Genomic DNA, 12206 nt, shown 5'->3' on the forward strand with positions numbered 1-12206 from the left:
ATTGAAGAAAATTCTTACTTCGGTCAAGCCCGTTGAGAAGGCGCAGGCGAGGTCGAGCCAGCTCCTGCCCCGATCATGATGGTCGCAAAATCGATGCGGCCCGCGCGCGGCGCGGAGGATCGCGCTGCCCGACGCTCCGAACTCTAGGCCAGACCGCTGCGGCGGTACGGCACGTAGCGCGGCGTCCAGACCTTGGCGTGAATCCGCGCCTTGACCTGGTCGATCGGAACGTCCCTCGCCAATCCCTCCCTGTGCGCCTGCAGCGCGACCGCAAGCGCCACCGTCTGAGAGACCTCGCGCAACGCGCTGACCGGCGGCAGCAGATTGTGCTTCGGGTTGTCGCGCGCCGGCGATACGCTGGCCAGCGCCTTGGCGGCCGCCATGAACATGCCGTCGCTGACCCGGCTGGCACCGACCGCGAGCGCGCCGACGCCGACCCCCGGGAAGATGTAGGAGTTGTTGGTCTGGTCGACCTTGAAGCGCGCGCCGTCGCGCATGATCGGCGGGAACGGGCTGCCGACGCCGATCAGCGCCCGCCCCTCGGTCCACGCCTCGATATCGACCGGCGTCGCCTCCTCGCGCGAGGTCGGATTGGACAGCGGGAAGATCACCGGCCGCTTGTTGCATTCGGCCATCGCGCGGACGATCGGCTCGGAGAACGCGCCGGCCTGGCCGGAGACGCCGATCAGCACGGTCGGCCTGGCGCTCCGCACGACGTCGAGCAGCGCGATCTTGTCGGGGTGGCTGAGCTGCCAGCCCGCGATCGCCTGCCTGTCCTGCACGAACGGAAGCTGGAACGGGGCGAGCCCGCTCATGCCCTGGAGCAGCAGCCCGTCGCGGTCGACCATGAAGAAGCGCTTCGCCGCCTCGCTCTCCGGCAGGCCGGCATCGACCATCGCGGCGCGGATCAGGCTGGCGATGCCGCAGCCGGCCGAGCCCGCGCCCAGCACGGCGACGCGCTGCTCGGTGAGCGGCACGCCGGTGACGTTGATGGCGGAGAGCAAGGCGCCGGTCGCCACCGCCGCGGTGCCCTGAATGTCGTCATTGAAGGTCAGGAGCCGGTCGCGATAGCGCTCGAGCATGCGCGTGGCGTTGTTCTTGGCGAAATCCTCCCATTGCAGCAGGACCCGCGGCCAGCGCTTCACCACCGCCGCGACGAAAGCCTCGATGAAGTCGTCATAGGCCTGGCCGCGGACGCGCTCGTTGCGCCAGCCCACATAGAGGGGATCGGCCAGGCAATCGGGATTGTCGGTGCCGACGTCGAGCATGATCGGCAGCGTCGTCGCCGGATGCAGGCCGCCGCAGCCGGTATAGAGCGCGAGCTTGCCGATCGGGATGCCCATGCCGCCGGCGCCCTGGTCGCCGAGGCCGAGGATGCGCTCGCCGTCGGTCACCACGATCGCCTCGACGTGATCGAAGCGCGGATGGGCGAAAATGCGGTCGATCCGGTGCTGATGTGGGATGCTGAGGAACAGCCCGCGCGGCTTGCGGAACAGCCGACTGAATTTTTGGCAGCCCTCGCCGACGGTCGGCGTGTAGACGATCGGCAACAGCTCTTCCAGGTTGCCGACCAGGAGCGCGTAGAACAGCGTCTCGTTGGTGTCCTGCAGCTCGCGCAGAACGGCATAGCGCTCGATGTCGGTCTCAAAGCCGCGCAGCGCCTCGAGGCGGCGCGAGACCTGCTCGTCCAGCGTCAGGATATTGGGCGGCAACAGGCCGTGCAGGTCGAATGCCTCGCGCTCGGCCTCGGAGAACGCCGTGCCCTTGTTCAGCTGCGGATCGGCCAGCAGCTCGTAGCCGCTCAGCGCAGTGGTCGCAAAAGCTCCTGATGACTCCGACATGACAAGGTCCCCTCAATGCGAAACGCCAGATGAGACGCTATCACGCCCATGTAACGGATCGGAGCGCGAAGGCGCGCCGCCGCGCAAAGTTGAACGGCCCCGACGCTGCGGCTGCACCTCCTGACCGACACCAACATACCTTGGTATAGCCCGCCTGATTCCTTGTGATGGCCCGTGCTTACGCCCGTACAGTTGAGCGATGGCGAGAGATTTTTACACTCGCGGCTACTCCAGCGTGATCAGGATCACTGCTCCGAGCCGTCAATCGCAAGACTGTCACGCGTGGCAGGCGACGACTGGAACGCGGGTTTCGAGGAACACTCAGATGATCGTCAACATTCAGAAGCTGAACGGCCTGTGGCACCTGATCGTCGGGTCGTGCAAGATCCGAACTCCGTTCCTGGAGACCCAGGACCGGGAGTGGGTCGTCGCCTATGCCAGACGAATCTACCCCGGCGCCAAGGTTTTCGAACGCGACTGACGCTGTTGCGCCTCACAGCTCTCGTTCCAGACAAAAAGCCACGGAGCATGCTCCGGGGCTTTTGCTTTCAACGCGGCAACGCCGCCGCGGTCAGTGCAGCGCCGACATCACGATCAGGCCGAGGATCAGCGCGGTCGCGGAATATTTGAGCGTGTAGTACACTTTCCGATTCCACTCCTTGACCTTGCGGCTGGCGAGATGGATCTCGTAGAGCTTGCCGAACACCTTGTTCAGCGCGCCGACATGCTCGCCGTCGACGTTCTGGGTCGCCGAGGCCTTGACGATGTTGTGGCTGACCCAGCGGTTCATTGCCGTCATGAAGCCGAACTTCATCGGGCGCTCGACGTCGCAGAACAGGATGATGCGGTTGACGTCGGTCTTGTTCTCGGCGCTGTGGATGAACGTTTCGTCGAACATGAAGGCCTCGCCGTCGCGCCAGACGCATTCGACGCCGTCGACGAGGATGCGGCACTGGTTCGAGTTCGGCGTCACGAGTCCGAGGTGATAGCGCAGCGAGCCGGCGAAGGGATCGCGGTGCGCCCCGAGCTTGCCGCCCGGCGGCAGCATCGCGAACATCGCGCCATGCACGTTCGGGATCGAGTTGAGCAGCTCCACCGTCTTCGGACACAGCGTCCGCGCCGACGGCAGGAAATCGTCGTACCATTTCAGATAGAAGCGCTTCCAGCCGCTCTTGAAGAAGGAATAGAAGCCCCAGTCGTTGTTCTTGGCCGCGGCGCGGATGAAGCCTTCGTCGAACAGGCGCGTGGCCTCGTCGCGGATCGTCTCCCAATTGTCGGAGAGCTTCTTGAGCTCGGGAAACTGCTCGACCGGAATCACCGGCGTGTTGGGCACCGCGGAGCCGGCATACATCAGCACATTGTAGGGCGCGAGGTAGGTCGAGTGATCGCCGAGCTGGCGGGCGAAGCGCAACCGCTGCTTGCCGCGGAAGTGGACGTAGAGCGTAGAGGCCACCAGCACGTAAAGAATGACAAGCTGCGGCGCGAAGAGCTGTCTCAACATGATCCGTCTATGATCGCTGCCCGCCGACGCTCTTCATGCCCCGCCCCGCAGGAGCCGTTCCCCTGACGGGCGGCCCAGTCCGGGCGGCGAAACGCGTCGCCGTCCGCGAAAATTCCCCTGTTTCATAGTGACTTGGCACTGCGGCGCGGTCTGGCAAATGAGCCGGAATCGTTGCCGCGGTGCCGTCCCGGACGAGCCATGTAAGCGTTCGCTCACCAAATGTGAAGCATCGCGCCGCACTGGTGCCAACTTTGTGACACTATTCACACATCGAATTCGCCATTGACAAACTGATTAGACAATTCCTAATCCTGAGATGACCCGCCGAAGAACGCGGACATCCAAAGGGAGGAATGATGAGACAGTTTCTGGCGGCAGCCATTGTCGCGGTGATCACCACGGCCGCTCACGCCCAGGTTTCCGACGACGTCGTGCGCATCGGTGTGCTGACCGACCTGTCGAGCTGGGGACGCGACAATTCGGGCCCGGGCTCGGTCGAGGCGGCCAAGATGGCGGTCGAGGAATTCGGCCCCACCGTGCTCGGTAAGCCGATCGAGATCATCTCCGCCGACCACCAGATGAAGACCGATGTCGGCGTGCAGGTCGTGCGCGGCTGGTTCGACAACGGCAAGGTCGACGCGGTCGTCGACATCCCGAATTCCGGCATCGCGATCGCCGTGCACAACATGGTGCGCGAGCGCAACAAGATCGCGCTCTTGTCCGGTCCCGGCGCGAGCTCGCTGACAGACGAACTGTGCGGCCCCAACACGGTGCATTTCGCCTACGACACCTACGCGCTGTCCAAGGTGACGGCCTCGGCCGTGATCAAGGAAGGCGGCAAGTCCTGGTTCTTCGTCACCGCGGATTACGCCTTCGGCCAGCAACTCGAGAAGGACGCTACGCGCTTCATCAACGAGATGGGCGGCAAGGTGCTCGGCAGCGTCAAGCATCCGACCAACACCGCCGACTTCTCCTCCTTTGCGCTGCAGGCGCAGAGCTCGAAGGCCGACGTGGTGGCGTTCGCCAATGCCGGCCAGGACACTGACAATTCGATCAAGCAGTCCGGCGAGTTCGGCCTCGTGCAGGGCGGCCAGAAGCTGGTCGGGCTCTTGATGTTCGACACCGACGTGCATGCGATCGGCCTCAACGCCGCGCAAGGCACCTACATGACGACGGCGTCGTACTGGAACATGGACGAGAAGACGCGCGCCTGGTCGAAGAAGTTCTACGCCCGCGCCAATGTGATGCCGACCATGATCCAGACCGGCGTCTACGGCTCGGTGCTGCATTATCTCAAGGCGATCCAGGCCGCCGGCACCGACGATCCGAAGGCGGTGATGGCCAAGATGCGCGAGCTGCCGATCGAGGACACCTTCGTGCATGGCGGCAAGCTGCGCGAGGACGGCCGCGTGATCCGCGACATGTATCTGGCGAAGGTGAAGAAGCCTTCGGAGTCCAAGGAACCGTGGGACTATCTCGACATCGTCAAGACGGTGAAGGGCGAGGACGCCTATCGTCCGGTCTCCGAGTCGAAGTGCCCGCTGCTCAAGAAATAGGATCGATCGCGTGGCCAACGAAGAAGCTTATGATTGCGACGCGCTGGTCGTCGGCTCCGGCTGCGCCGGGCTGTCGGCGGCGGTCACCGCCGGCCATCACGGCCTCAAGGTCCTGGTGGTCGAGAAGGAGCCGCGGTTCGGCGGCACCACCGCGCGCTCCGGCGGCTGGCTGTGGATCCCCGGCACCTCGCTGGCCAAGGCCTGGGGCATCGAGGAGAGCCCCGATCAGGCCAAAACCTATCTGCGCCACGAGGCCGGCAACAGTTTTGACGCCACCCGCGTCGATGCGTTCCTGACCGAGGGGCCGAAGGCGGTCGACTTCTTCACCACCAGCACCGCGGTGCGCTTCGACATGCCGCTAACCTTCCCGGACTATCATGCGGAGGCGCCGGGCGGCGCGCAGGGCGGCCGCTCGATGGTGACGCGGCCGTTCGACGCCCACGAGCTCGGCGACGCTCTCAAGGATCTCGGCAGCCCCCTGCCCGAGCTCACCGTGTTCGGCATGATGCTCGGCTCCGGCAAGGAGATCGTGCATTTCATGCGCGCGACCCGGTCGCTGACCTCGGCGGCCTATGTCGCCAAACGGCTGTCGAAGCACGCCATCGACGTGATGCGCAACGGCCGCGGCATGACGCTGACCAACGGCAACGCGCTCGCCGGACGGTTGGCGAAATCCGCCTTCGACCTCAAGATCCCGCTCTGGCTCAACTCGCCGGTGCGCGAATTGATCGTCGAGAACGGCGTGGTGCGCGGCGCGGTCGTCGTGCGTGAAGGGCGCACGATCCGCGTCAACGCCAAGCGTGGCGTGGTGCTCGCCTGCGGCGGCTTCCCGCACGACGTCGCGCGACGGCAGAAGATGTTTCCGCACGCCCCCACTGGAAAAGAACATTATTCGCCGGGCCCGACCGGCAACACCGGCGACGGCCTGCGTCTTGCGGAATCCGCCGGCGGCCGCGTCGACGACTCGCTGCCGAACGCCGCGGCGTGGGTGCCGGTCTCGGTCACGACGCGCAAGGACGGCTCGAAGGGCGTGACGCCGCATTTCATCGATCGCGCCAAGCCGGGCGTGATCGCCGTGATGGCCGACGGCAGGCGCTTTGCCAATGAAGGCAATTCCTACCACGACTTCGTGCAGGCGATGATCAAGGCGGCGAAGCCCGGCGAGGAGATCGCGGCTCATCTCATCTGCGATCACGAGACGCTGCGCAAATACGGCCTCGGCTGCGTGCCGCCGCGCCCGATGCCGCTCGGCCATCACCTGAAGACCGGCTATCTCAAGCGCGGCGCGACGCTGGCGGAGCTCGCCGCGCAGGCCGGCATCGACGCCAAGGCGCTCGCGGCGACCGTCGCGGAGTTCAACACCACCGCGGCGGAGGGACGCGATCCCGCCTTCGGCAAGGGCTCGCGCGCCTATAACCGCTACCAGGGCGATGCGCTGCACGGACCCAACCCCTGCATCGCACCGATCCAGCACGGGCCGTTCTACGCCATCAAGATGGTGATCGGCGATCTCGGCACCTATGCCGGCATCCGGACCGATGCCAATGCCCGCGCGCTCGACGCCGACGGCCAGCCGATTGCCGGCCTCTATGCCGCCGGGAACGACATGGCGAGCATCATGGGCGGCAACTATCCCGGTGCCGGCATCACGCTCGGGCCCGCGCTGACCTTCGGCTACATCGCGGGCAAGCACATTGCAGGTGAGGCGGTGGCGGAGAGAAGCAAGTTGTGAGTACCGTCATCCCCGCGCAAAGGCTTCGCCTTTGTCGCTGGAGGTGCGAGCGGAGCGAGTCTCGAAGGATGGATCGGCCACCAGCCGGGCCGTGCATCCTTCGAGACGCCCGCTTCGCGGGCTCCTCAGGATGACGGGTGGGGACCTGTCACTCACAACGACTTCTCGCGCAGATCGACGTCTCGCGGACGGCAAGGTTTCCTGCTAAGTGCGAACGCGCGAACCCAAATAGGGCCACATGACGAGAGAGAGCCGCGGCATACAGTCGATCGAGGTCGGCGGAGAATTGCTCCGCGCGCTGGCCCGCAGCGGCGAACCGATGATGCTGCGCGATCTCGCCCGCGAAGCCGGCATGCCGCCGGCCAAGGCGCATCCCTATCTCGTCAGCTTTTCCCGCATCGGCCTGATCGAGCAGGACGAGACCACCGGCCGTTACGAGATCGGGGCGCTGGCGCTCGAGCTCGGCCTGATCAGCCTGCGCCGGCAGTCCGCAGTGCGGATCGCAACGCCGCGGATCGCAGCGCTCGCCGACAGCATCAATCACGCGGTATCGCTGTCGGTCTGGGGCACCCACGGCGCGACCGTGGTGCGGCTCGAGGAGCCGAGCCATCCGGTGCATATCGCGATGCGCGTCGGATCGGTGGTGGCGCTGCTCGAGACCGCGACCGGCCGCGCCTTCGCCGCCTTCATGCCGCCGAACGCAATCAGGACCGCGCTCGAGAGCGGCCTCGATCGCCTCGGCGTCGGCTACAATCCGAAGCGTCCGCCGGCGGACGCGAAAACGGCCGAGATCCTCGCCGAGGTCCGCAGCCGCGGGCTGGCGCGCGCGATCGGCGATCCCCTGCCCGGCGTCAACGCCTTCGCCGCGCCGGTGTTCGATCACGCCGGCCACGTCGCGCTGGTCATCACCGCGATGGGGCCGGAAGGCACCTTCGACGCCGGCTGGGACAGCGCGATCGCCGCCGCGCTGCGCGATTGTGCGGGCGAGATCTCACGGCAACTGGGGCACGGCACGGCGCGAGCGTTGGAGTGACGCCAAGAAGTGAGAGGGCGGGACGAAGCGCAAAGCTCGGACATTCATGTCGCGAGAATGCTGACGTATGATCCAGTCGTGCAACAAACTCGCTGTCGTCCCTGCCTAGTGCGCAATTGCGCACCAGGCAGGGACGACGACGGGGTATTTGGCGACGTCAGAGCGTCGTTCCGCCGCGAAGACGGCCCATCTGTCACCCGCGTCACCCCAGCAAAAAGCCCCGGGCGATGCCGGGGCTCTTCACGTGATCGATCGCTGCGAGCGCGGATCAGTAGCGGTAGTGATCCGACTTGTACGGACCTTCCTGCTTGACGCCGATGTAGTCGGCCTGGTCCTTGCGCAGCTCGGTCAGCTTGACGCCGATCTTGGCGAGGTGCAGGCGGGCGACCTTCTCGTCGAGCGTCTTGGGCAGCACGTAGACCTTCTTGGCATACTTGCTGTCCTTGTTATTGGCGAACAGCTCGATCTGCGCCAGCGTCTGGTTGGTGAAGGAGGCCGACATCACGAAGGACGGGTGGCCCATCGCATTGCCGAGGTTCACCAGCCGGCCTTCCGACAGCATGATGATGCGGTGCTTGTCGGGGAATTCGATCTCGTCGACCTGCGGCTTGATGTTGGTCCACTTCAGATTGCGCAACGCGGCGATCTGAATCTCGTTGTCGAAGTGACCGATGTTGCAGACGATGGCGCGATCCTTCATCGCGCGCATGTGCTCGATGGTGATGATGTCCTTGTTGCCGGTCGCCGTGACGAAGATGTCGGCGCGCGGCGCCGCGTCTTCCATGGTCACGACCTCATAGCCTTCCATCGCTGCCTGCAGCGCGCAGATCGGATCGACTTCGGAGACCATGACGCGGCAGCCGGCCTGGCGCAGCGAGGCGGCCGAGCCCTTGCCGACGTCGCCGAAGCCGGCGACCATCGCGACTTTACCCGACAGCATCACGTCGGTGCCGCGGCGGATGCCGTCGACCAGCGACTCGCGGCAGCCATAGAGGTTGTCGAACTTCGACTTGGTGACGCTGTCGTTGACGTTGATCGCCGGGAACAGGAGCGTGCCCTTGTTGGCCATCTCGTAGAGGCGATGCACGCCCGTGGTGGTCTCTTCCGAGACGCCCTTGATGTTCTTGGCGATCTCGGCGAACCAGCCCTTCGGCTTCTCCTTCAGGAGGCGCTTGACCAGCGCGTAGAAGATCTCCTCTTCCTCGGAGCCCGGCTTGTCGAGGAAGGCGGTGTTGCCCTGCTCGGCGCGGTAGCCGGCATGCACCAGCATGGTGGCGTCGCCGCCGTCATCGAGGATCATGTTCGGCGTGCCGCCGCCGTGCCAGTCGAACAGCTTCGCGGTGTAGTCCCAGTACTCGGTCAGCGTCTCGCCCTTGACGGCGAACACCGGAATGCCGGCGGCGGCGATCGCGGCTGCGGCGTGATCCTGGGTCGAATAGATGTTGCAGGAGACCCAGCGGATGTCGGCGCCGAGCGCGGCCAACGTCTCGATCAGCACTGCGGTCTGGATCGTCATGTGCAGCGAGCCGGCGATGCGCGCGCCCTTCAGCGGCTGCTTGGGGCCGAACTCCTCGCGGGTGGCCATCAGGCCGGGCATCTCGGTCTCGGCCAGCGAGATCTCCTTGCGGCCGAAATCGGCGAGCGCAATGTCCTTGACGATGTAGTCGGTGAAGCCGGGCTTCGTGGGGGCGTTCATTTGAGCGTCCTGTTGTTGAACTGGTCGTTCCGGGGCGCCTCGAAGAGGCGAACCCGGAATCTCGAGGTGATGATTAGGGATTCCGGGTTCGCTCGCTCTCGCGAGCGCCCCGGAATGACGCAAGTATCAGAGCGCGCGCTTCAGCTGCTCGACGAGATCGGTCTTCTCCCAGGAGAAGCCGCCCTCATTGTCGGGCGTGCGGCCGAAATGACCGTAGGCCGAGGTGCGCGCGTAGATCGGGCGGTTGAGATCGAGATGGCTGCGGATGCCGCGCGGCGTCAGATCCATCGCCTTGGCCGCCGCCTTCTCGAGCTGATCCTCCGACACCTTACCGGTGCCGTGGGTGTCGATGTAGATCGACAGCGGACGCGCCACGCCGATGGCATAGGCGAGCTGCAGCGTGCAGCGGTCGGCGAGACCGGCCGCGACGATGTTCTTGGCGACATAGCGCGCGGCATAGGCGGCCGAGCGGTCGACCTTGGTCGGATCCTTGCCGGAGAACGCGCCGCCGCCATGCGGAGCCGCGCCGCCATAGGTGTCGACGATGATCTTGCGGCCGGTCAGGCCGGAGTCGCCGTCGGGACCGCCGATGAAGAACTTGCCGGTCGGATTGATGTGCCAGATCGTCTTGTCGCTGATCCACTCCTTCGGCAGCGCCTCGCGGACATCAGGGCTCGACGATGTCGCGGATCTGCTTGGACGACAGGTCCTCGATCAGATGCTGGTGCGAGACCACGATCTCGCGGACGCCGACCGGTTTGCCGTTCTCGTACTGCACCGTGACCTGGCTCTTGGAGTCCGGACCCAGCACCTTCTCGCGGCCGGAGTGGCGCGCTTCGGAGATCAGCCGCAGGATCTTGTGGGCGTAGAAGATCGGCGCCGGCATCAGGTCCGGCGTCTCGTTGGTGGCGTAACCGAACATGATGCCCTGGTCGCCGGCACCCTCTTCCTTGACCTCGCCCGGCTGCAGCGCGTTGACGCCCTGCGCGATGTCGGCCGACTGCGGATGCAGCAGGATCTCGATGTCGCAGTTCTTCCAGTGGAAGCCGTCCTGCTCGTAACCGATGTCCTTGATTGCAGAGCGAACCACGCTCTCGATGTGGTCGTTGGTGACCGAGCTCGGGCCGCGCGTTTCGCCGGCGATCACCACCTTGTTGGTGGTCGCGAGCGTCTCGCACGCCGCGCGGATCTGCCACGGGTCGATGCCCGCTTTCGGTCCCTCGCGATAGAACAGATCGACGATCTCATCCGAAATACGATCACAGACCTTGTCCGGATGGCCTTCCGAGACCGACTCGCTGGTGAACAGGTAAGACGCGCGCATCAAGCAAACCCCTTGTTAAGTCGAAGTCCGACGTTGGTTGGTGAATATGTCCCCGGCATGTCAGTCTCGTCGCCGCGAGATGACGTAGGATTCGTCGTAGAACCACAGCCCGTTGTGTTTGCGGAGAACTTCGCGTGTGGCCTCGAGAGCTCGTCCGTTTTCGGTCGTTTCGGTCAACCGCTCATCTTCGATCTGCGCGACATACACCGCCGCATTCCACGCAGCAAAGGCCGTCGAGGTTCCGATCGAGCCGGTTACCTCATTGGGCAGCGCTTCCATATCATATCGGAAGATCGAACGGTTATCGGCGTAGGCGTTGAAGTTCAGCTCGCGGCCGGCGGAGCCCAGTTCGTATTTCACCGCGCGCAGTATCTCATGGCGACTGACGGCGAAAGGATTTTCTCCGGGCCAGACGGCTTGAATCATTTCAAGCCCGGGATCACCGCCGTGGGAGTGGATTCCTATCAGCCGTCCGCCGCCGCGCAGCGCGCGGGCCAGCGGCGCGATGATCCGCTTGGCGCGGAAGTTCACCGAGGATTTGGCACGATAGGGCTGCGAGGCGATCACGAGATCGAAATTGGCTTCGGTGCGTCCGGCCCGCGGAATGATGGAATCGAGCAGGAACCGGTGATCGTCCCGGTACAGGACCAGCGCCACCGGCCGCTCATAGATCGGCATCGCATTGCCGGGGCTGAGATTGGCGCGCCAGTTCTGCTCCAGGAACGGACCGAGTTCGGCGATCTGGGCCTCGAACTCACCCGAGGACGCGCCCCGCAGGGCCACCTCGTGCCAGATCATGCCGGCGGCCGCCGCGGAGTTCTTGGGCGTCAGCCACGGCGCCTCGGCATAATACATGTTGGTGAACACGAAGACGCTGGCCGGGTGCTCGAACAGGCGGTCGGGAACCTTGTCGAGGGTCAGGCGGACATCCTCGAGGCTCAGTTCCTTGCCGGCAACATAGAACGGCATATGTGGGAAGCGGCCATGCATGGCGCGCAGGACCCGGGCCAGCACCGTGCCGTCGCCCATTCCGGCATCGAACACCCGCAGCGCCGGCGGCCGCGGATGGATGGCGGCCAATTCCAGCGCAACCCGGTCGGCAATCACCCGCTTCTCGCTGCAGGTGTGGACGAACAGCAAATAGCGCTGGCGGTTCTCGAAAAACCGGAAATTGCCCCGCGGATCGCGCTTTTCCGGCGGCACCACGAGGCCGCGCGGCGGCGCCACGCCGCCCGGCGTCGAGGTCGCGATGAAGGCGTTGATACGGTCAAGCGTATCGATCGTGATGCGCTTGCCCTCCCGCAGCCGGTACACCAGCTTGCCGTCATTGACGGCACGGCGGCCGAACGTCGTCTCCGCCATGTCGGAGCGACGGCAGAAATCCGTGATCTGGCTGAGGATTTCGTCGTTCTTCATGGCGCCTTGGGTGGGCAGCGGCGAGTGGGACGGGAGTGGGCAGAAATGATGACTGGCAGCGTCTTATCACCATTTTCCCACCAGTTGAACCCCCTCTGCTGCCCGAT

Annotated in this window: 8 protein-coding genes and 1 pseudogene; 4 read left to right on the forward strand and 5 right to left on the reverse strand. The window is 65.1% G+C overall.

Going from position 1 to position 12206, the window contains the following annotated elements:
* Positions 1-143 precede the first annotated feature (143 nt).
* Positions 144-1841 carry an NAD-dependent malic enzyme gene (locus tag ACSKB9_RS09870; protein WP_438072821.1) on the reverse strand — a complete coding sequence of 566 codons (1698 nt, stop codon included), beginning with the start codon at positions 1839-1841 and terminating at the stop codon, positions 144-146.
* Positions 1842-2166: 325 nt separating this feature from the next.
* Here ACSKB9_RS09870 and ACSKB9_RS09875 point away from each other — a divergent pair, with 325 nt between their 5' ends.
* Positions 2167-2322, forward strand: a complete 156-nt coding sequence (locus ACSKB9_RS09875; RefSeq protein ID WP_016843659.1) for a hypothetical protein — start codon at positions 2167-2169, stop codon at positions 2320-2322.
* A gap of 90 nt (positions 2323-2412) precedes the next feature.
* Here the strand turns inward: ACSKB9_RS09875 and ACSKB9_RS09880 are convergent, their stop codons facing one another.
* Positions 2413-3342, reverse strand: coding sequence for an aspartyl/asparaginyl beta-hydroxylase domain-containing protein (locus ACSKB9_RS09880; protein WP_438072823.1), 930 nt, complete (start codon positions 3340-3342; stop codon positions 2413-2415).
* Between the two features lie 353 nt (positions 3343-3695).
* On the opposite strand from ACSKB9_RS09880, the gene ACSKB9_RS09885 reads away from it, so the two are divergent.
* The 3 genes from ACSKB9_RS09885 (at position 3696) to ACSKB9_RS09895 (ending at position 7663) form a co-directional block, all read left to right on the forward strand.
* Positions 3696-4898, forward strand: a complete 1203-nt coding sequence (locus ACSKB9_RS09885) for an ABC transporter substrate-binding protein (RefSeq protein WP_438072825.1) — start codon at positions 3696-3698, stop codon at positions 4896-4898.
* A 10-nt stretch (positions 4899-4908) separates the two neighbouring features.
* Positions 4909-6630, forward strand: coding sequence for an FAD-dependent oxidoreductase (locus ACSKB9_RS09890; protein WP_438072827.1), 1722 nt, complete (start codon positions 4909-4911; stop codon positions 6628-6630).
* 238 nt (positions 6631-6868) lie between these two features.
* Positions 6869-7663 (forward strand): IclR family transcriptional regulator, encoded by a 795-nt coding sequence (locus ACSKB9_RS09895; RefSeq protein WP_092089506.1) that lies wholly within the window; start codon positions 6869-6871, stop codon positions 7661-7663.
* A gap of 268 nt (positions 7664-7931) precedes the next feature.
* On the opposite strand, the gene ahcY is transcribed toward ACSKB9_RS09895, so the two are convergent.
* The 3 genes and pseudogenes from ahcY to ACSKB9_RS09910 all read right to left on the reverse strand — a co-directional run bounded on the left by ahcY (position 7932) and on the right by ACSKB9_RS09910 (position 12099).
* Positions 7932-9359: an adenosylhomocysteinase gene (ahcY, locus tag ACSKB9_RS09900; protein WP_438072829.1), complete on the reverse strand. Its 1428-nt coding sequence runs from the start codon at positions 9357-9359 to the stop codon at positions 7932-7934.
* Positions 9360-9485: 126 nt separating this feature from the next.
* A pseudogene (gene metK / locus ACSKB9_RS09905) lies at positions 9486-10683 on the reverse strand (methionine adenosyltransferase).
* Between the two features lie 60 nt (positions 10684-10743).
* Positions 10744-12099 carry a hypothetical protein gene (locus tag ACSKB9_RS09910; protein WP_429036971.1) on the reverse strand — a complete coding sequence of 452 codons (1356 nt, stop codon included), beginning with the start codon at positions 12097-12099 and terminating at the stop codon, positions 10744-10746.
* Positions 12100-12206: the final 107 nt, after the last annotated feature.

This window comes from Bradyrhizobium sp. BR 1433, from assembly GCF_051547665.1.
GTDB classification, from domain to species: domain Bacteria; phylum Pseudomonadota; class Alphaproteobacteria; order Rhizobiales; family Xanthobacteraceae; genus Bradyrhizobium; species Bradyrhizobium australafricanum.

Coding starts and splice junctions, on each gene's coding strand:
- ACSKB9_RS09885 (WP_438072825.1), top strand. CDS start 3,696: ATGATGAGACAGTTTCTGGCGGCAGCCATTGTCGCGGTGATCACCACG.
- ACSKB9_RS09870 (WP_438072821.1), bottom strand. CDS start 1,841: ATGTCGGAGTCATCAGGAGCTTTTGCGACCACTGCGCTGAGCGGCTAC.
- ACSKB9_RS09895 (WP_092089506.1), top strand. CDS start 6,869: ATGACGAGAGAGAGCCGCGGCATACAGTCGATCGAGGTCGGCGGAGAA.
- ACSKB9_RS09880 (WP_438072823.1), bottom strand. CDS start 3,342: ATGTTGAGACAGCTCTTCGCGCCGCAGCTTGTCATTCTTTACGTGCTG.
- ACSKB9_RS09910 (WP_429036971.1), bottom strand. CDS start 12,099: ATGAAGAACGACGAAATCCTCAGCCAGATCACGGATTTCTGCCGTCGC.
- ACSKB9_RS09875 (WP_016843659.1), top strand. CDS start 2,167: ATGATCGTCAACATTCAGAAGCTGAACGGCCTGTGGCACCTGATCGTC.
- ahcY (WP_438072829.1), bottom strand. CDS start 9,359: ATGAACGCCCCCACGAAGCCCGGCTTCACCGACTACATCGTCAAGGAC.